The sequence below is a fragment of the Companilactobacillus muriivasis genome (assembly GCF_036246245.1).
Lineage (GTDB): Bacteria > Bacillota > Bacilli > Lactobacillales > Lactobacillaceae > Companilactobacillus > Companilactobacillus muriivasis.
Genome location: NZ_BTTQ01000002.1, coordinates 38,500 through 59,210, shown reverse-complemented (window position 1 = coordinate 59,210; position 20,711 = coordinate 38,500). Strand labels below are relative to the sequence as shown.

The 20,711-nt window shown below is 36.2% G+C and carries 19 protein-coding genes; 4 read left to right on the top strand and 15 right to left on the bottom strand.

All coding sequences use genetic code 11. The annotated features are described in order from the left end of the window. Positions 1 to 43: 43 nt before the first annotated feature. From AAA923_RS03110 to AAA923_RS03085, 6 genes are all read right to left on the bottom strand, one after another. Positions 44 to 1,147, bottom strand: coding sequence for a lactate oxidase (locus AAA923_RS03110; RefSeq protein ID WP_338214497.1), 1,104 nt, complete (start codon positions 1,145 to 1,147; stop codon positions 44 to 46). Positions 1,148 to 1,567: 420 nt separating this feature from the next. Continuing rightward, positions 1,568 to 2,182 (bottom strand): TMEM175 family protein, encoded by a 615-nt coding sequence (locus AAA923_RS03105; RefSeq protein ID WP_338214496.1) that lies wholly within the window; start codon positions 2,180 to 2,182, stop codon positions 1,568 to 1,570. 12 nt (positions 2,183 to 2,194) lie between these two features. Next, entirely contained in the window at positions 2,195 to 3,361 is a 1,167-nt protein-coding gene (locus AAA923_RS03100) for a cation:proton antiporter (protein WP_338214495.1), read from the bottom strand. Positions 3,362 to 3,455: 94 nt separating this feature from the next. After that, entirely contained in the window at positions 3,456 to 4,406 is a 951-nt protein-coding gene (locus AAA923_RS03095; protein ID WP_338214494.1) for a zinc-binding alcohol dehydrogenase family protein, read from the bottom strand. 79 nt (positions 4,407 to 4,485) lie between these two features. Further along, positions 4,486 to 4,812 carry an AzlD domain-containing protein gene (locus tag AAA923_RS03090; RefSeq protein ID WP_041500730.1) on the bottom strand — a complete coding sequence of 109 codons (327 nt, stop codon included), beginning with the start codon at positions 4,810 to 4,812 and terminating at the stop codon, positions 4,486 to 4,488. Continuing rightward, on the bottom strand, positions 4,799 to 5,506 hold the full coding sequence (locus AAA923_RS03085) for an AzlC family ABC transporter permease (RefSeq protein WP_338214493.1): 708 nt from the start codon (positions 5,504 to 5,506) through the stop codon (positions 4,799 to 4,801). The genes AAA923_RS03090 and AAA923_RS03085 overlap by 14 nt, the downstream gene beginning before the upstream one ends. A gap of 665 nt (positions 5,507 to 6,171) precedes the next feature. On the opposite strand from AAA923_RS03085, the gene AAA923_RS03080 reads away from it, so the two are divergent. Next, positions 6,172 to 7,215 (top strand): alcohol dehydrogenase catalytic domain-containing protein, encoded by a 1,044-nt coding sequence (locus AAA923_RS03080; protein ID WP_338214492.1) that lies wholly within the window; start codon positions 6,172 to 6,174, stop codon positions 7,213 to 7,215. A gap of 255 nt (positions 7,216 to 7,470) precedes the next feature. Here AAA923_RS03080 and AAA923_RS03075 read toward each other — a convergent pair whose 3' ends face one another. The 3 genes from AAA923_RS03075 to AAA923_RS03065 are packed head-to-tail and all read right to left on the bottom strand — an operon-like array spanning position 7,471 to position 12,728. Beyond that, on the bottom strand, positions 7,471 to 9,672 hold the full coding sequence (locus AAA923_RS03075) for an alpha-galactosidase (RefSeq protein WP_338214491.1): 2,202 nt from the start codon (positions 9,670 to 9,672) through the stop codon (positions 7,471 to 7,473). Between the two features lie 20 nt (positions 9,673 to 9,692). After that, on the bottom strand, positions 9,693 to 11,207 hold the full coding sequence (locus tag AAA923_RS03070; RefSeq protein WP_338214490.1) for a sucrose-6-phosphate hydrolase: 1,515 nt from the start codon (positions 11,205 to 11,207) through the stop codon (positions 9,693 to 9,695). Positions 11,208 to 11,222: 15 nt separating this feature from the next. Then, entirely contained in the window at positions 11,223 to 12,728 is a 1,506-nt protein-coding gene (locus AAA923_RS03065) for a PTS transporter subunit EIIC (RefSeq protein ID WP_338214489.1), read from the bottom strand. Positions 12,729 to 12,862: 134 nt separating this feature from the next. Here AAA923_RS03065 and AAA923_RS03060 point away from each other — a divergent pair, with 134 nt between their 5' ends. Continuing rightward, on the top strand, positions 12,863 to 13,681 hold the full coding sequence (locus AAA923_RS03060) for an AraC family transcriptional regulator (protein ID WP_338214488.1): 819 nt from the start codon (positions 12,863 to 12,865) through the stop codon (positions 13,679 to 13,681). A gap of 58 nt (positions 13,682 to 13,739) precedes the next feature. On the opposite strand, the gene AAA923_RS03055 is transcribed toward AAA923_RS03060, so the two are convergent. The 4 genes from AAA923_RS03055 to AAA923_RS03040 are packed head-to-tail and all read right to left on the bottom strand — an operon-like array spanning position 13,740 to position 16,505. Beyond that, positions 13,740 to 14,297, bottom strand: coding sequence for a sugar O-acetyltransferase (locus AAA923_RS03055; RefSeq protein ID WP_338214487.1), 558 nt, complete (start codon positions 14,295 to 14,297; stop codon positions 13,740 to 13,742). A 51-nt stretch (positions 14,298 to 14,348) separates the two neighbouring features. After that, positions 14,349 to 15,173 carry a DNA/RNA non-specific endonuclease gene (locus AAA923_RS03050; protein WP_338214486.1) on the bottom strand — a complete coding sequence of 275 codons (825 nt, stop codon included), beginning with the start codon at positions 15,171 to 15,173 and terminating at the stop codon, positions 14,349 to 14,351. A gap of 12 nt (positions 15,174 to 15,185) precedes the next feature. Further along, a complete protein-coding gene (locus tag AAA923_RS03045; RefSeq protein WP_338214485.1) occupies positions 15,186 to 15,800 on the bottom strand; it encodes an ATP-binding cassette domain-containing protein in 615 nt (204 codons plus the stop codon). Next, on the bottom strand, positions 15,801 to 16,505 hold the full coding sequence (locus AAA923_RS03040; RefSeq protein WP_338214484.1) for a hypothetical protein: 705 nt from the start codon (positions 16,503 to 16,505) through the stop codon (positions 15,801 to 15,803). Between the two features lie 207 nt (positions 16,506 to 16,712). On the opposite strand from AAA923_RS03040, the gene AAA923_RS03035 reads away from it, so the two are divergent. Then, complete coding sequence (locus tag AAA923_RS03035) at positions 16,713 to 17,024, top strand: DMT family transporter (RefSeq protein ID WP_338214483.1); 312 nt, start codon at positions 16,713 to 16,715, stop codon at positions 17,022 to 17,024. Between the two features lie 330 nt (positions 17,025 to 17,354). Here AAA923_RS03035 and AAA923_RS03030 read toward each other — a convergent pair whose 3' ends face one another. Both AAA923_RS03030 and AAA923_RS03025 read right to left on the bottom strand, forming a co-directional pair. Continuing rightward, positions 17,355 to 18,398, bottom strand: a complete 1,044-nt coding sequence (locus AAA923_RS03030; RefSeq protein ID WP_338214482.1) for a WxLIP family cell surface protein — start codon at positions 18,396 to 18,398, stop codon at positions 17,355 to 17,357. A gap of 64 nt (positions 18,399 to 18,462) precedes the next feature. After that, complete coding sequence (locus AAA923_RS03025) at positions 18,463 to 19,074, bottom strand: WxL domain-containing protein (protein WP_338214481.1); 612 nt, start codon at positions 19,072 to 19,074, stop codon at positions 18,463 to 18,465. 820 nt (positions 19,075 to 19,894) lie between these two features. Here AAA923_RS03025 and AAA923_RS03020 point away from each other — a divergent pair. Then, positions 19,895 to 20,650, top strand: a complete 756-nt coding sequence (locus AAA923_RS03020) for an NUDIX hydrolase (RefSeq protein ID WP_338214480.1) — start codon at positions 19,895 to 19,897, stop codon at positions 20,648 to 20,650. The last annotated feature ends 61 nt before the right edge of the window (positions 20,651 to 20,711 follow it).

Here is a 20,711-nt window from a genome sequence, read left to right as displayed (position 1 = left end):
CACATGTTGCTAGTTGATAACCTACTACAAATATTTCACAAGGTTAGCCAATCAACTTAGTATTTTTAACATCATTAATTGTCTTAGTACCTGCAAGTTGCATAGTGATTGAAAGTTCCATGTTCAAGTGTTCGATAACATCTGTAACACCTTGAGCACCACCCAAGTTCAATCCATAAATAATTGGACGACCTAAAGCAACTAGATCAGCACCGCTAGCCAATGCCTTAAATACATGTTCACCACGACGAACACCACTATCAAAGACGATTGGTACTCGCTTGTTAACTACTTCAGCGATATATGGAAGCATATCGAATGAAGCTGGTCCACCATCTAGTTGACGGCCACCATGGTTAGAAATCCAGATACCATCGGCACCGAATTCAATTGCTAATGCAGCATCATCTGGTGATTGAATACCTTTAACAAAGACTGGTAGTCCTGACATATCTTTAATCTTTTGGATATCTGTTGGTACGATACCTTGTTTAGCAGAAGCATAAATTTCGCCAATACCTTTACCTTCACCGTCACCAGCTGAATATCCAGCCAAGTTTGGCATTGGTAGTGGGAATTGGAACTTGTTGATGACATCGGCTTCACGATAACCACCAAGTGTTGAATCAACTGTCATAATAATAGCTTTAGCACCTGCTTTAACAGCCTTCTTGATTAAGAACTCGTTGAACTTGTCATCTTTACTCATATACAATTGGAAAAACATTGGTGCATCTGGAGCAGCGGCAGCAGCATCCTCAACTGATGTACTTGCGTATGTACTGATTGAGTAGATTGAACCAGCAGCGGCAACACCTTTAGCTGTATCAGTTTCACCCTTTGCGTGAGCCAAACCATGAGCAGCTGATGGAGCTTGAATAATAGGAGATTTCAAATCAATACCAAATATTTGAGTACTCAAGTCAGCGTGATCGATACCTTGAATAACACGTGGCATAATTTGTTTCTTATTGAAAGCTTCTGTATTTTGTTTCTTAGTCCATTCATCTTCAGCACCTTCGCTAATATAGCCGAAAGCACCCTTTTCGTTACTCATATGATCTTTAACTCTAGCCTCAAGACTAGCTAAATTTACAATATCAATATGGTTCTCAGCAGTACTTGCTTCATACTTTTTATTACTCATCGGAATCCCATCCTTTATTTTTTAATTTATTAACAGGATTAGTTTAACCTACAATTGTAAATTATGCTGAGATTTGTTCCAAAAATATCAATTTGTTTTTTAATAATCATGAAATAATTTATTTTATACTTTTTTTGCCGTCTCCGGTTGGCAGAATTTTCACCTGCTGTGGGACCGGTTCGAGCCACAGTACGGTCTCGAGCCTCGATTTTGAGCCGAAAACCGCGTCTCAAAAGTCGTCCTGTAATATAAGGACTTACGTCCTTATATTACTTTCACTGCTGGTGAAATTCTGCCAACCGGAGACTAATGTATTCGTTGATTGAAATGCCTTGATACTTCTGTATGTATGAAACATTTAATACTACTTCACCTTCAATAAAGATTAGAAAAAAAGTAGCCCACGATTATAATCACAGACTACTTTTGACCTAATGCGTTGCTTAAATGTAAATAAGCTATAAAGTGGAAACCTATTCCTAACAATAAAAACACAGCACCTAATGGTATCCAAAATAACGATGCAACAATTGCTAAAATATACAACGCCATGCTAATCAACGGATCAGTATGACTTTTTCTAAAATGTGCCCGTTTCATTTTTTCGGACATCAATTTTGAATGTTGTCCAATATAGACGTACAAAAGTTGAAATGTTCCCGAAATAAACAGGGCTATTACAGCGTAAGCTATGAAGGCTACCTCGATATCACCATTGTTTCCACGGCTCAACGTTTCTGCAACCAATGCCATCGGATAATTTATCAGTGTAATGCTAAATAACATCAACAAATTGATTAAATTTAACTTCCGGTCGATTGCTTTTAACGCTTGGAAATAATCGTGATGAAATAACCACAATGTTCCCACGTAGAAATATGAAACGATATACGCGACCAATATTGGCCACTGTTGAATCATTGCCGATAATAAATGGCCTGTTTGAAACTTTGGTACGGTAAATTCCAAAACTAAAATAGTAATTAAAATGGCAAAAACTCCGTCACTAAATGCTAGTAAACGATCTTTCGTCAAAAAATCCCCTCTTTAGTTAAGATCAAATGTTTGATTCGTGACTATTTTATTAAACAACGTTGGACAAACTAGACAGGTTATTATCGCTGCCAATGTGATTGCCCCTGATTGAGCTGTTGAAATCAACTTCAAATTTTGACCGACTTGTAAAATTGGCAAAACCAGAGTGATGGTAGTTGAAGTAACAATTGTCGCAGCGATAGCATAACGGTCGCCAAAGCGTTTGCGATAAACGAAGTAAACAATCGCCTTTGACAATAAGAATGCCACTAAGAAGATTGGAATCAATAATAACGCGTCTTTATTGGTAAAGAGTTTACGTAAATTCAAGTTGACGCCGGTCGTGATGAAAAATACTGGAATGAAGAATCCATATCCCATGGAACTCAATTTTTGTTCAGTATCTTCTTTAGGTTTCAACAATTTCATAACTGCACCAGCCAAGAAAGCTCCTAAAATACTTTCAGCACCAATCTGCTCGGCAAATGTTACCAAAGTAAAAATCAGGAAGAATGCTAAACGAATGTCCAATTGGGTTGTCGATTTATCAATTTTATCAAAGAACACGTAAACCCGATTGAATCGATGCAATAGGAAAATTGCTATCAAGAAAATAACTGGCAACCCTAAAACCGAAATGTAATGTTGTTGTTGCACAGCTGAATAAATCGTCAACGCTACCAAAGGAATGAACTCCCCAAAGGCCGACGTTAACAAGATTGTCTGTCCATAATTAGTATTGAGTATATTTGCCTCTTTCAATAAAGAGATGATTACTCCTAAAGCAATCGTACTGAATAAAATTACGGCTAAAATGAACTGACTAAAAATTCCCGTCTTATATAAAATGGCACTCAAAATAATCGACATGATAAATATCGAAGCAAACCCACCAAAAGCTGTTCCCAATGGTGAATAAATAGTTTTATCTTTCTGTGGTTCCAAAAGTGAGAAATCAATTTCCATCCCACCTAAAAAGATCAATATAATAACGCCTAAATTAGCGATATATTGCAAACTTTGACCCGGCTGAACAATGTTTAACCCCGTTTTTCCGATAATTATTCCCATAATAATTTCAGAAATCGAAGTTGGCATTCTCGTCAAATGAAATCTGGCGGTGATTAATGGTGTTGCCAAAGCTGCAAATAAAACAATTAATAATGCAAATTTCTCCATATTTATACCCTCTTATTAAACTGCTACTTTAGCATTCTACCAGAAGTAGAAAATGAAAAAATCCAAAATCTGATAAATATTTTCACCGATTTTCTTAATTTATAACAACGACCTTGCCTAAATTGTGCCTACTTTCCAAATATTCATGAGCTTCTCTGACTTGATTCAATCGGTAAACCTTTGTTGGAGAGACTTCGACGTGATATTTACTGATATAATCGAGCAATTCATTGAGTTTCTCACTGTTAACTTCTCCGGAATATAGCGAAGTTAAATAAGCTCCTTCATGAATGTCAGTAATAGGGTCGAAACCGTCCATATACCATTGACCACCTAACTCACCCGTATTACAGACGATACCACGAGGATTAACATGATTGAACGTATCCTTTAACGTCTTGGGACCCACCAGTTCCAACACTTTGTCGTAATTTTTAGCTGTCTGTAATTCACCATCCTGATCAACAATCGCAAAGTCATACCCAGCATCAAGCAAAACTTGTTCCTTTGATTGTTTGCGGACAGAACCAGTCACCATCATATCTGGATACTTGGATTTAATCAGATTTAATGCCGCAATTCCAACACCACTGGCACCAGAACGAATCAAAACAGAATCATCAGCTTGCAAATCCAAAGTTTTCAGTGAACCAAATGCTGTGTAGAAAGTCTCGGGAACGGCTGCTAAATCAGTCCAATTTAACTTCGTTTGGACAGGATAAATTTGTTCATTTGGCAATAAAACATATTCAGCGTATGAGCCGTCAAAAGCACGACCCATTTCACCCATAATTGAAATAACTTTTTGACCGTCTTGAAATTTATCAGAAGTACTTTCGGCCACAATTCCGACGCATTCAATTCCTAAAATACGTGGAAATTTCACACTTGGAGACTCACCATCGCGTGTAAAAATTTCGGAATGATTGATACCAAATCCTTTAATCTGCACAAGTGACCACCCTGGTTTAACTGTGGGTGTCGGAACATCCTTATATTCCAAAACCTCTGGCCCACCAGCTCTTTCAACAACAACTGCTTTCATATGCTTATCCTCCAAAATATCAATTACGACAATTATAATCTAAGCATAAAAAAAATACCTGAATTTGTCTTCAAGTATCTTAAATTGCTAAACGCACGAGTGCTAAGGAAATAATCCCCACGATGACGATTAACAGTAATTTTTTCGTTAAAATAGCAGTTAAAACGGTTGGAATTGAGGCAATTAAATTAGCGTAGTCAATCGTTGGCAAGTGTCCCAAATTTTGATGGAACAAATTCTCAAACCACAAGGCTGCCATAATTGTAATTGGTACGAATCCTAAGAACTCAACGACTTTAGCTGGCAAATTAAATTTCTTCAATAATACAAACGGCAAAATTCTTGATAACCATGTCACCAATCCACAAGCTATCAATGTCCATAAAACAAATTTAGTTGAAGGCATTTTTCAAAATCACCCCTAACCCACAGCCAATCAAGGTTACAACCAAGATCAACAAATCACTCGAAATAAAAATTAGTCCAAAATAAACTAGTGGCAACATTGCTAAAACAACAATTAATTGCACTTTTAATGAAATCGTTTTGTCACTGATCAGTTGTAAATACAACAAACCAATAAACATGGCTACTAAGGCAAAGTCCAAGCCCAGTTTTTCAGGATTACTGATAATTCTCCCAAGCATTGCCCCGACCATTGTTGACACTACCCAAACGAGATAAGCCATCACGTTGACTGTATTGAACCACTTAAAACCCAGTTTGCCGTTGGTATAATTAAGTTTATTCATACTCAACGCAAAACTTTCGTCAGTAATCAAACTACCAATTAAAATGTTTTCAAAAATAGAATTCTTTTTAAAGTAATTTGCGGTCGTCATACTCATCAGAATCATTCTGGAATTAACCAAAAAGACTGACAAAGCAATCGAAACTATTGGCGTCCCAATCGCCAATAAACTGACTAAAATAAATTGTGCTGATCCGGCATAAACGATCAATGACATCAAGGTCGCCATCAAAACGCTCATCCCAGCCGAGGCTGCCACGATTCCAAATGAAATTCCAATTCCAATGTACCCAAATACGGTTGGAAGTGTATCTTTCATGGCAGTTCTGACACTCAAGCTGTCATCCATAAGCTCTCCCCCTTTTTATATAGAATATTATAATAATTTTAATTTCATTAAATGTCAATTAGGGTTTTGGTTGGGTGCCGCCTTAGATTGACAGATACTTCGCCTGCTGTGGGACCGTCTCGAGCCAAAATGCGGTCTCGAGACTCGATTTTGAGCTTCGCATGGACCGCGAATCTCAAAATTCGTCCTGTACTATAAGGACTCACGTCCTTATAGTACATTTCACTGCTGGCGAATATCTGTCAATCTAAGGCTAATTTGTTGGTATAACTAGGTATTATCTTTATGTTTTATATCATTAATAACTTCCAGATATCTTATTAGTCCTCTGATTCAAATGATATTAATAAATCCATTCCATATTTAACTCAAGACAATTATCATCCAGATAACTTAGTCGAAGGCTGGCAGTAATATAGTCCGCAGTGCGTGTGGCGTTATAGCGGTGATTTTCCGCTATTACACCACCGACGTATTTTGAACTTCGCGCACTTTGCGAAGTTCAAAATCGAGGTTTGAGACCTTGGCTCAAACCGGTCGCACAGCAGACTATATTACTGCCAGTCTTCGGATGCCTTTTTACAATTTACTAAGGGTAAACGGTTACTTTTCCAACCATAATAGTTATAATTTAATTGTTAATAATAAAAAGGAGAGATTTTTATATGAAGAAAGCAATTTTTGAAAAAGTTGGCCAAATGAAACTTGAGGATGTCGAAAAACCAACTATTCAAGCTGCTGATGATGTTGTTATTAAAGTCATCCGCGCCTGTGTCTGTGGTTCTGACCTTTGGGCTTACCGTGGTTTAGAAGATAAAGCTGAAAATTCAGAAAACTCTGGTCACGAAGCTATTGGTATTGTTGAAGAAGTTGGATCTGAGATTACTACTGTTAAACCCGGCGATTTCGTTATTGCTCCATTTACTCATGGCTGTGGCTACTGTAAAGCTTGTCGTGCTGGTTTTGACGGTGACTGTCAATCACACAACGATAACTTCAGTAATGGTAACCAAGCTGAATATATTCGTTTCCAACATGGTCAATGGGCTTTAGTTAAAGTTCCTGGCAAGCCTAGCGATTATTCTGAAGGTATGCTTAAATCACTCTTAACTTTGGCTGATGTTATGGCTACTGGTTATCACGCTGCTCGTGTTGCCGAAGTTAAACCTGGCGATACTGTCGTTGTTATGGGTGACGGTGCTGTCGGTCAATGTGGTGTTATCGCTGCTAAAATGATGGGTGCTACTAAGATTATTTCAACCAGTCGCCATCCTGACCGTGAAGCTTTAGCTAAGAAATTTGGTGCTACTGATAACGTTGCTGAACGTGGTGACGAAGGTGTTAAAAAGATTTTAGCTTTGACAAATAACGAAGGTGCTGATGCTGTTTTGGAATGTGTCGGAACTGAACTTTCAACTGAAACAGCTATGAGAGTTGGTCGTCCTGGTTCAATCGTTGGCCGTGTTGGTTTGCCACATACTGGTAAGATGGACGTTTCATCATCATTTGGTAAAAATATCATCCTCGGTGGTGGTCCTGCTTCTGTTACAACTTATGACAAAGAACGTTTGTTGAAAGCTGTTCTTGATGGTGAAATCAATCCTGGATTAGTCTTCACAAAGAGTTTCAGTCTTGACCAAATCAACGATGCTTATCAAGAAATGACTGATCGTAAAGTTATTAAAGCATTGGTTGTTGTTAGTGACTAAGCCGTCTCCAGGAATGAGAATATTCACCTGCTATGCGGACCGGCTCGAGCCAAAGTTCGGTCTCGGGCCTCGGTTTGAAGCCTTACCAAAGAACGGTAAGTCTCCAAACACGCCCGGTGGTGTAAGAGCTAAAGCTCTAACGCCACACCCACAGCGGGTAAATATTCTCATTTCTTCCGACTAAACTATAAATTAAAAAGAAGATATTCTCTCACTTGAAAATTTTTCAAGTGGAAGATATCTTCTTTTTCTTTATTATTTTGCTTTAATCTCAAATAAGGTACTCTCAAAATCTCTCATTTCAGTTTTTTGATTTTCAGAACGAACTGGTAAACCAATATTCATTAATTCATCTCCATACAAATCATAAGAATCATTTATTGCATATTTAGTTTCCGTACTTAATCCTGCTAATTTTAATTGATCATACCCCATATTAGGATGGCTCAATCCTTTAAAGTAACAAACTAACGCCTGTTTTTGGTCTGTTGAAACGACCATCCAAGCATCTGTCCCATCAAGGCGAGTATCCAACCGATAAAAATCACCATGAGTAATCAAATTATCATATTTTCTCTTTAATTTAATTTGATGTTTAATCTCATCCAATTCTTTAGATGACAAATCAAGCAGATTCATTTCATAACCAAAGGTTCCAAATAAAGCAACGTTTCCCCTAGTTTGTAACGAAGTAATTCTACCGGTCTGATGATTAGGTGAAACCGAAACATGCGTTCCAATAGAACTAAGCGGATAGACATAAGACTCTCCCGTTTGAATTTGGTGTCTTTCAAAAGCGTCTGTATCATCACTACCCCAAGTTTGTGGTGCATAATACAACATCCCCAAATCAAATCTGCCGCCTCCACTGGCACAAGATTCAATCAACAGTTTTGGATACTTTTTTAACAACCGATCATATAAATTATAAACACCTAAAATATACCGATGGAAAAATTCACCTTGTTGATTTGGCTTCAAATAATTTGAATAAGACTCGGTAATATTTCGATTCATATCCCATTTAAGATATTCGATTTTAGTGCTAGACAAAATCTTATCCATTTGCTCAAAAATATTATCAATCACTTGTGGATTACTAAAATCTAGTAAATATTCATTTCTACCTAAACTGTATGATTTATTTTTAACGCCAATTATCCATTCCGGATGTTCTTTAAAAATCGGTGTATCATCGGAAACTGCCTCAGGTTCAAACCATAAGCCAAAATTCATCCCCATATCGTGAATCTTTTTCGAAATAAATTCCAAACCGTGTGGTAACTTATCAAAGTTTACTCGCCAATTGCCCAATGAACCCTTCTCACCATTACGTTGGGCAAACCAACCATCATCCAAAACGAAGAGATCACAACCAACATCAGCGGCTTTAGTAGCTAAATCAATAATTTTCTTTTCATCAAAATCAAAATAAGTTGCTTCCCAATTATTAATCAAAACAGGATGTTTTATGTCTTTCCACTTGGAATCAATCAGATGATTTCTAACAATATTATGGAAAGTTTGGCTCATCTGATTCAATCCTTGATTAGAAAACGTCAATATTGACTGCGGCGTCGTAAAACTTTCTCCAGCATTCAATTCCCATTTAAAATGTTCTTCATTGATGCCAGTCAATACTCTGACCACTCCATAAGAATCCAACTCAACAGTCTCTTTATGATTGCCACTATAAATAGTTGAAATACCATAAGCATCCCCACTGTTCTGAGTCGTCTCAGGTTTGACTAGTGCAATGAACGGATCATGAACATGACCACTGGCCCCACGTAAACTGCTGATTTCTTTAATTCCAGGATTAATCGGCTCTCGGTTTACATGTTTTTCTCGCGCCCAAATACCATTTAAAGTAATCAATTCAAATTGTTCATTAGGAATATCGAGACAATTACTCTTGATATTTTCTAAGCTATAGCTCTTTTTACCATTATTTTTAATCGTTGCATTTTTGATTATACTGGCATTATTTGTGTCAATCGTATAATTAAGATTTAATAATAGACCACTATACTCATCTTTTAGAGTCACTATCAGCGTTTGGCAGTCATCCTTTTCATACCTAACGTGAGGCAATCCTCTGAGTGCTGGAACCCCATCCATAATTTTGTAACTGACATATTCAAAGTTGGAAATATTATCACCCGTCGGATAATTAATCTCAAATGCAGGCAATCGATAATCGCTAGTCCCATACTCCGGATATTCTTGCATTAACTTTGATAATGAAGAATTATCATCGCCAACAATTCTTTTTTCACCCCAGGCAAAACTAGTCTGAATGGTATTTTCAATTGTTTGATGCAAAGATATTTTACTGCCAAAGTAAATGTGTTCTAACTTCTTCATTCCTGGCATAACTCGAAAAATGTAACTTATCCTCTGGTTGCTCAAGCTAAATATTTTTCTCTTTTGATCAACTTGAATTAAATCAGTCATAATTCCTACTTTCCTATCTACTATTTCATTTCATATATCGAACCATTAACATTGGTTGTCCCACAAATGCCGTGTAAAAACATATGGATTTGATCTTTGTTCGGAAAAATTCTTGATGTGAAAACTTTCTCGCCGTTATTGATAAATATTTCAACTGATGATGAATCTGTATAAATCTTCAAATTCAATTTCTCAGGTAATTCATAATCAATCTTTCTCGTCACTCCGTACTCACTTGAAACTTCCATGCCAGATTGAGAACGATCAATCATAATTTCGTTTTTCTTTCTATTTAAAATCACTCTAAAACGTTTTTCATCCGGTTCATCAGCGAATAAATCAATCATAAGCGCATTGGAATCTTTAAAGTTAACAGTTAAATCAAATTCATTAGACATCGTTTTTAATTTATGGGCAACTGTTTCATTTGTAAGTTGTTCATTCACTGGACGACGATTTTTTCGCAAAGAATCCATTTCTTTAACTGGTACTTGATATAGTTTTCCATCTTTAATATGCAATTCTTTAGGAATCGTCATACAGCCTGAGTAATGATATTTTTCAGTCGGATACGACGTTTCAGGTAACCCCATCCAAGAAACAATAATCCTTCTGCCATCAGGTGCTAACATTGTTTGACTGGCATAGAGATCAAAGCCATTATCAAGTTCATTCAAATCCCCATGATTAAATTGTGTATTTGGTAAAGATACTGGGTCACCTAATAAGTAACAAGTTTGGTAGATGTTTTGATATTTATTACCTGAACTCTTCAATCCTTGTGGACAAAAAACCAACATCCCTTTGCCATCTATTTCAAAGTAGTCTGGACATTCCCACATATATCCGAGTTTGGTGTAATTAGTTTTTAATTCGCCTAGCGATTTCCATTTTTTAAAATCTTCACTTTGTAATACCAATGCAGTTCCAGTCAAATTCTTTCTTTGAACTCCGAAAATTGCATAGTATTTGCCATCCTTTTGCCAAACTTTCGGATCTCTAAAGTGAGCTGTGTACCCGTCAAAAGTGCCCTCAATGATTGGAGAATTACTTCTGTGAACCTGGTTATTCTTATCCATAAAGGCTGTTAATTGATATGGAACACGCAGCCAGTTATTATCTGTTTCCGTATTAATCCAAGTATTTCCCGTATAGAACATCAATAATTTATCTTTACTAGGAATGGCACTTCCTGAATACGTCCCATACTTATCATACTTAGTGTCACTTTCAATAGCGGCACCTAAATCCTGCCAATTAACCAAATCATCCGAAACTAAATGCTTCCAGCCATGTTGGGTATAATGTGGATCTTTTGAAAAAGCTAATGGACTCCACTGATAAAATAAATGATATTTTCCATTGAAATAAGAAAATCCGTTTGGATCACCCAACGTACCAGACTCACTTTCAACGTGGTATGTCTGGCGATATGGACTTTCATTCGTAATAGATTGCTCTTTTTCAATTACTGAGGCTGGAACATCCGACAGATGATCAACCATATTTTTAAATTCTTTGATTCTATTTGTCATCACATTTAACCTCGTTTAATCGACACTTAATTGTTCTGCTGGGACTTTATCCACAGCCTTTTTAGTCTCAGTAACTTTAGCTTTTGACGTTGAGAATTTGGATACTAGTAATGATGCTAAGAATCCCACGGCAATACCTACCAAGTTAGTTAAAATATAATTTAAATAACCATTATTTTGTGGAGCAGCAATGGCAATACCTGGTAATCCAGTTGTACCAAAAGCAACAGCTGTAAGTTTTGTTAAATAAATATAAGCTCCGGCAGCTGCACCACCGATACATCCTCCAATTAGTGGATATTTATTTTTAATATTGATACCAAACAAAGCGGGTTCAGAAATACCGAAGAGAATGGAGAAGAATGCAGAAATTGAAATTTCACGTGCTTTAGCATTTTTACGGTTCAAGAAGAAGTAAGCTAATACTCCTCCACCTTGACCCATCAAAGCACCTGAGAACAATGGATTAAGAAAGTCATACTTAGTTGTTGAAATTAATTGTGTTTCAATTGCACCAAACATGTTGTGTAGTCCAGTAATAACAATCAATTGTTGAATACCACCAAAAATAATATAACCAAAGATACCCAATGATTGAGACATCCAAACTAATCCATTAGTAATCCAAGTTGATAATGTAACACCAATAGGTCCAACAATCATAAATAGGATAAATGATGAAATTAAAATAGTTAACATTGGTGAAAGAACAAATTGAATGACGCCAGGTAATTTCTTTTGAAAATAATTATCAAGTTTAGCGATGACCCAACCCATAATTAGAGCGACAATAATTTGACCACCAAAATTAGTTAATGATAATTTCCAGCCAAAGATGTTAGCAATAACCGCTTTGGCTGCACCAGTTTGAACATCCGACATTGCTGGCAAAGAAGCTGACATCATTACGGCCCCAATTGCCAAGCCTAAAACTGGTCTACCACCGTATCGTTTGGTTGCTGAATAAACAACAATCAGTGGCAACATTGCAAAAATACCAGAAGATCCTAAATTCACAATGGTACTAATTCCGGAAATACCAGGGAACATTTGAACTAATGATTGTGATCCAAAAATCTTTTGTGTTAAAAGATTATTCAAACCAATTAAAATACCGCCGGCTAAGATACCGGGTAAAATTTCTGTAAAAACACCTGTTAAATCGTCAATAAACTTTTGAAAGAAACCTTTTTTATCTTCTGCCTTAGAATCAGCTTTAACTGTAGATGAACTATCTGAATCAACAGAATAGTACGCTATACCTGTATGTTGAATAAAGACGTCTGTTACCTTATCAACCAGTCCAGCCCCAAAAATAATTTGTAATTGATTTTTATTAAGATTAACACCTTTGACCAATTCAATTTTTGATAGTGCGTCCTTATCAATCTTACTAGTATCCTTTATGGCAATTCTCAGTCTAGTTGCACAGTGAAAGGCCTCAATGGCATTATCTTTTCCTCCAATTGCAGGAAGAATTTCATCAGATATTTTTTCATATAACTTACGATCATTCTTCATGATTTAACTCCTCAATTCGATTTATTTTATTCAATTAGTTAATTAACTTACAAATACATTCTATAACGTGAGTAAGCGGTTTCAAATGTTATAATGTTGCTATACTATGTCGAAATGTTGAATGGTGAATAATAATGAAAAAGAACTTTGTCTTCAGTAACGAAAAATATAATCCTTACCTTTACCTTACATCCGGCGGTTATGAAGCCACAGTGCCTTCACACCAATATGGACCTTTAGGTAGATCTGGATATATGCTGCATTATATTTCTGGTGGAAAAGGTGTTTTCATCAGCAATAATGTTAAATATCATTTAAAAAAAGGAGACTTTATCTATATAGAGCCCAACAAAACTGTAACTATGATAGCCGATAAAGTTGACCCTTGGAGTTTTTATTGGATTCGATTCACTGGCGACCTCATCAAACAGTACATGTCTCAAATAGATATTTCTTATAAAAATCCGGTCTTCTCTATCAAAGATACGCCAGTTGTACCACAGAAGATTGTTGAAATAGTAAATTATTCTCAAGAGAAAAACAGCAGCGACTTCTTATATTCTGCTAAACTTCTTAAAATACTAAATTCTCTGTACAATGTTTTCCCTAGTAAGTCCAATACGCAATCATCAGATCCAGATAGACTATATACACAGGCACTATATTATATTAGAAATAATTATGAATCTGCTATTACAATCAATGATGTTGTTGAATATTTAAATGTCGATCGAACTTATCTTTTTAAACTTTTTAAGGACAATATGAATATCGGTCCTAAGGAATACTTGACGAAATATCGACTCAAGAAAGCGACTGAACTACTAAAAGTCTCAAATGAATCAATTACTTTTATCGCTCAATCTTGTGGATTTTCAACCTATCAGCGATTTACCAGAATCTTTCACAAATATGTTGGCTGTACTCCATCAGAATATAAAGATAATCATTAGACCACAAAAAAGGTTGATGCGTTTTTTTAACGACATCAACCTTTTCTGTTTATAATTTTTATTCATCCAATTTTTTAATAAACTTAGCTGGAACTCCACCAACTAAACTATTATCGGGCACGTCTTTAGTAACCACAGCTCCTGCAGCAACTACAACATTATTGCCAATCGTAACTCCAGGCATAATTGAAACTTTTCCACCAATCCAAACATCATTACCGATTGTCACTGGAAAACCTTTGCCTAAATACTCACGACGTCCTTTAGCAGTCATCGGATGATTGACGGTATAAATATCGACATTGGGTCCAATCATGACATTATTACCAATATTAACTGGGGCAATATCGAGAACTGTTAAGTTATAATTGCTCAAAAAGTCATTACCCACGTGGATATTCTTTCCATTATCACAATTAAAGCGACTTTGAACAGAAATGTTTTTTCCATATGATCCGAAAATTTCTTCAATTTTTGCAGTTTGTTTCTCTGGTTCAGTTGCTGGAATCTCGTTGAATTCCTGACATAGTTTTGCCGCATTAGCCTTACGCTTGGCTACTTCTTCATCCAAAAAATAATACCATTCACCTTTGTCCAACTTCTCTATCTCACGCATAAACCTCACCTCAACTTATACCTTATCACTTTGAGATAACTCAAAGTCAAATTAACTATTATGATGATAATTACGCTGTTTCTTATAGTGGTGATAATAATTCTGGTGACTATTGGCTACAGCTGGAACTTTCAAATCACGGTCAATCTTTGAACGGCCAGTTGCATAGTCAAATTTCACTTTATCTTGCACATTCCACAAATAGCGGTTGAACTTCAAACTTCCATCAGTTGAAATTGCTTGAACCCACACGCCACGAGCCATCAATTCCTGGCCTCGAAAAATTGGCGTCACTTTATAAATAACTTTCTTATTCCGAGTTAATGCATCCCTAACCTTTTGTTCCACTTGAGTCATCGTCTTCTGATTTGAAAATTCAGTTTGCGTGAACAAATTGTAAGGATTGTCGATACTACCGAGTTCACCCTGTTGTGTCTGACCAGATTTATTCAAGTTAAAAGTCATTGTATAGGCAATCAAATGCCCACGATTTTGAGGAATAACTCTTGTACCATCAATATATTTAGGCTCATTGTGCCAACCTGTCGGACGCCATGTTTGTTCAGTTCTGGTGTTAGATCTGCCCAGATTATTACGTGTTAAGTATGCCGTGGCAGTTCCCGTACGATTCAAATTATCCAGTTTACTGTAGTCAATATGTGACTGGTCAAAATCAGTTTTCTTAATATTTGAAGGCGCGTCATTATTAAGAATTTTGATTGATTTTTCACCAGATTTATAGTTCCAAGTACTAATTTGTTTTGCTGTTAATTCTGATTGTTTCACAGATGATGCAGCAGTTGCTTGACTAGAATTCGTAGAACATCCTGCCAAAAGTAGTGGTGTCAGTAATAACAGTAAAATATTCTTTCGCAAATTTATTTCCCCCTAAAATGCCATTCGTGATTTAATTTTCAAATAATTATCGGCAATAATTTCTTGTGAGTTTTTAATGTAATTAACATTGTCGACATCACAAATATTATCCAATTTATTAGTCGTCACAATCACGGTTTTATTCATTTCCTCGCTCAATTCACGTAACCAACTAAACATAGTCTGTGATTCAGCCAGATTAATTCCCACCTCTGGCTCATCGAACAAATACAACTCCTTATCGACCATTAAATTCATATAAATCAAAACTAATTTCCGCTCATTCAAGGCCAAATCATTGAAGTGCCTATGTAGTAAATTACGGATTTGTTCAGGAATTTCTAAGTCTAAAATTTTATTTAACTGACGAATAAAAGCAAGTATTTCCAAAACTGTTAATCCTACGCGAAAATCATTTTCTTGTGCCAAATAAGCAATTTTCTTAAAGCTGGGAAAACCGATAAAACTGCCATTACGTTTAGTTTCAGCAATTTCATCTAGCAATGTCGTCTTGCCGATACCTTTTTCCCCTAAAACAAAGTTTAACTGACAATCCTCAAAATAGAAATTAACATTCTCAAATAAAAAATCTTTTTTATATTTACAATTAAAGTTCTCTATTTTCATTTATTTCAAATGACTTTTAATGGAAACTCCCTTAAAAATCATTCCTCCCATTATTAAATATCCGATTGCAATTATTCCTAGAAAAATTTCTTCATGGAAAGTACTACAGTGCAAATTGTAAAGGCCAAAAATCAACTGAAATGGATTGATCAGCGTCAGAAAATAATGCAACAATCCATGTGGTCGTAATCCCAACAAAATAATACCCACTATAAAGAAACAGCTGATTAGAAGGTTGAATAATTCCTGCTTCATTTTTAGCAGCAACAATCCTGACATCATCGCTGAGCACAATAACGTCGCCAAAAATGAAACTAAGAAACCATATAAGAACGTTACCGCTGAAATATGGGTAATAAATAACGTGACGAACAAATTGAATAGAAATATTTCTAATTGAATTATTAAGAATTGAACTAATAAATTAGCTAAAACAATCGAATGTTTAGAGCCCATTAAATAAGTTAATGTTTTAAAAAAACCGCCCTCTCGCAAACGAATTATATTGATCAAAAAGCCGTTGAAGACTGTTGTCACAACGATATAAGACCAATAAATATACAATGCTTCGTTATCTTGAAAATCTTCAGTTTTATTAAGAAAAACCATTACGATCGGTACTAACAGCGTATAAATAAAGTAAAATCTTTCTTTCAAGGCAATCCGAATTTGGATTTTAAAAATTGCTAAATCATTTTCGAACATTAAATTCTCCCTATCTTTACCTGTTCAAACATTAGTAAAAATTAATCTATTTTAATCAAACTGTCAATTAGCTTTCTGGTATAAAAAAATATGAAATGACTTTTTATTTCAAATTGATTTAAAAATCATTTCATTTGAGTAACATTAGTGTCATTTCAATAAAAATCGGTTATGATATTGAAAGAAAATTTTAACGGGGAAAAGCCTATGAATTACATACTGCTGTTAGTGTCAATCGGTTTTGAAGTTTTAGGGACTTCACTTTTAAAGAAGACAGATGGTTTTACTAATCTTTGGCCCACATTAGGGACTTTAACATCATATTTTATCTGTCTCTTCGTACTCTCACACGTTTTGAAACGATTACCGCTGAGTCTGACATATGCCACTTGGGGTAGTGTGGGATTAGTACTCGTAACTGTTGCTGGTATTGTCTTTTACCACGAATCCATTTCAATCCAATCGATCGCCGGACTTGTTCTAGTTATTTCTGGGACCGTATTGATTAATATCTTTTAAATATTTGTTTTAGACTGCAATATATGCAGATATTGCAGCTCGAACACAACAAAAATAGGCTTTCAATTCACTTTATCTATTTAAGTGAACTGAAAGCTTATTTTTGTGCTGATGATTGCCTATCCATAAAAAATTAGTTGGAAGAGCTGATAGTATTCATCAGCAGCGAAAGTGGCGTTATTGCTTTAGCAATTACACCACCGGGCGTGTTGGAGACTTACCGTTTTCTGGTAAGGCTTCAACCGAGGTTCGAGACCGCTCTTTGGCTCGGGCCGTTCCGCGCAGCAGATGAATACTATCAGCTCTGGAAACGGGTCCCTTCAACAAACCCTATCTACGATTCTTACGATAACGTTTGATAACAAATCCGGCAATTGCGACTAAGGCAACAATAGCACCAAGGATAATCCAGAGATCCTTTGAACGGTTTGGATTCTTGTGGTTAATCTTGGCAATCTGTTTCTTAGTTACAACAAAATTACGTTTCAAGTTCCAATGGTTCTTACCATTATTAGCTTTAACACTCAAATACATCGTGTATTTGCCTGGTTTTAACCGTTTATTCTTACTTGGTCCAGTCACTGTGTTGACGTTAACTGGATAGTAGAAATCGCTATTCGGAGCCATTGACATGGCTTTCTTATTTGATTTCAAAATGATTTTAGAACTATTTTGTGGTGTAACTTTGGCATTAACAGAGACTTCTTTTTCCAAAGTTGGAACATCGTTATCCATTTCCGCATCAACAGAAACTTGACCATTATTGTCAGTTTCGAAAACTTTGACAAATTTCAAGTCAGGCTTAACTGGATCAGTGTTTTGTTGTAACTGTAATCCCAAAACATAATTATATTGATTTCTTAGAGTGACACCTTTAGGTAGTTTTTGATTATTATTAATCTGATTGTTTTCCTGAACAAAAATACCACCTAATAATTCACCTGAAAAATAACCTTTGGGAGCGATCAATTCGATTGAAACTTCTTTTGATGAATTGGCTGACACAGCTACTTCTTTGGGATAAGTCACAAGTTTTTCAATATTGTATTGTAAATCACTGTCTGGAGCTATACCGTGGTCGTTATAATCGATCACACCATTGATATCAGTGGCTGCACGGTTAACTGAGACTTTGTACGTATGATTTTTACTGTCGCTATTATTAATTTTAAATTTAATGGTTTCCTTTTGACCCGGAGTCACCTTCAAATCGTAGTAACCGATATTTTTTGAAATTTGATTACTTGGTAACTCAGGAGAAATACTATAATTGACGCCGTTTGAAGTGGCAGCATCAATTGTTTTATTATCAAAAGTAAAAACCAATAGAACGCTTGCTATTAATGTTAAAATAATTGTCAGATATTTTTTCATAATATTACCTCTTAGAAAAAAAGAGAAGCATATTGATTTAATATACCTCTCTTCGATTCAATTTTTAGGCTGGCGCATTAGACAATGTCCAAGACAAATCTGATGTATATGAACCACCGATATTACCAGCAGGTACCTTTAATGTGGCATCGCCGCTACCATAAGTAGTTGTGAATGAACCAACACCCGTACCAGCTGCGGCGTTCAAAATTGTTACTGGAGCACTAGAAACTGGTGTTGAAGCTGTAAATACAGGCAACGTTGAGACGTTATCGGCATCGTCAGCTTTAACAGGAGCTGTAGTGGAATCGGCCAATGATAAGCTTGCGCCTTTCAAAGTAGCTCCACCGGTCGTTCCATCAGTAAATGGTGTATCCGATAGTGAAACCGTCCAACCAGTTGGCTCACCAGGGTTAGCGATTTGTAACCCACTCGAGAAACTGGTTGATGCATAACTTGCATCGTCAGCACTTGATGCAACTGTACCAAAGGCAATACTTGGTGCAGATTTAATTGTTATAGTTCCTGGTGTAATTGTAGTTGTTGCCGTTTCTGGCGTCGTCGAGGTAGTTGGCGTGGTTGTATCAGCCTTAGCAACATAACCACCTGCACCAATCGAAACTATTCCTAAAAGTGCTCCACCTATTAATAAACTATTTTTTAAAAGTTGTTTCATTATATTCTCCTCCATATCCGATATTATTTTATCGATATGAACCAGAGCCTATTATTAAAGATAGCCCCATCATCCAAGGCTCTTGGGAATGACCCCTATGGCCATCTATGAAGATTTTTCGATCTCCACACTGCAAGTTATAGAATCAATCTGGATGGGAATCAAATATTAGACTGTTAGTGTACGAAAAGTAAATTATAATAGGGGTGTGGGCCGTCTCCGGTTGTTGGTGAAACGGTAGTTCTGCACTGAGGACCGGTCCGAGCCAAAGTACGGTCTCGAACCTCAATTTGAAGCCTTACCAAAGACCAGTAAGTCTCCAAAGTCGCCCTGTGGTGTAACGGCTAAAGCCGTAACGCCACCTCCACTGCAGACTACCGTTTCACCAACAACCTCCGGCTAGGGTATTTTTTGAATAAATAACAGCTTATATTTTAAGTTATGATTTTTAGATGTTAATTTACCTTAATTCAAGTAAATCAACATCAACAATCAATTTTTAATGACGGATATCATTATTCGTTTAACTCAAAACACGATTATCTTTTTATTGACCATATCCATTTATCAAACGATTAGCTCAATATTTTATATAAATATCAAATACAAAATAACTTAGCCTTCAGCTGTCAGAAATGTAGTCAGCAGTGCAAGTGGTGTTAGGACTTTAGTCCTTACTCCACTGACGTATTTTGAGATTTGCGAACTGTGCAAAGCTCAAAATCGAGGTGCGAGACCTTGGCTCGCACCGGTCACACCGTAAACTACATTTCTGACAGCTGAAGGCGGAATCTTTAATGATTAGAGGATGTCATTTAATATGTCGGAAATAAATTCAGCTAACAAATTGATCATCAATGTCGTTAATATTATTTGGAGTTTCAATCCAGAATCCAAACAAGTTTTAGTCTTATTGGTCAAAAATTCTCTTGGCAACGATGCTGACCGCTGGGGCTTACCCGCAACTATTTTACGGTCAGATGAAAATGCCGAGGAAGCTTCTTTACGTTTAATTCGAGAAAAAATTGGTATCGAATTGCCTGATTTTTACACCGAGCAATTGGCTACTTTTAGTAATGTGCAACGAATCAGTGACCACCGAGAAATTGCTTTATCTTACATGACCTACTTACCTTCAATGCCTGATTTGACTGCCGGATATGGGGCCAAGGATGCCGAATGGTTTAGTGTCGACTACTTGCCTGAACAATACTCATTGTCTTATCAAGACTTACATTTCAAAACTTTGAGTGACAAAATATCGGAAAGTGAATTTTATAACAATATTGAAGAATCCCATGATAACAACCATCTAGCTGCTGATCATGCTTTAATTTTACGTTTAGCTTTCCATAGAATTACTAATCGCTTAGATTATTTACCAACTATTTTATTGATTCTAGGTGACAGTTTTACGCTCAAACAGGCACGTGAAGTTTACGCCACCTTTTGGAAAGAACCCTCTACAAACATTGATAACTCTAACTTCCGCAAGACTCACGCCCACCTTTTCACTGAAATTGGTATGGAGCACGGTAAAAGCGGACGTCCGGCTAAACTCTACAAATTGGTTTGATAATTTGACCTCTTAAAAGACTAATGGTAGTCTTTTTTTGTGCTATTTAAGGTAACTTTTA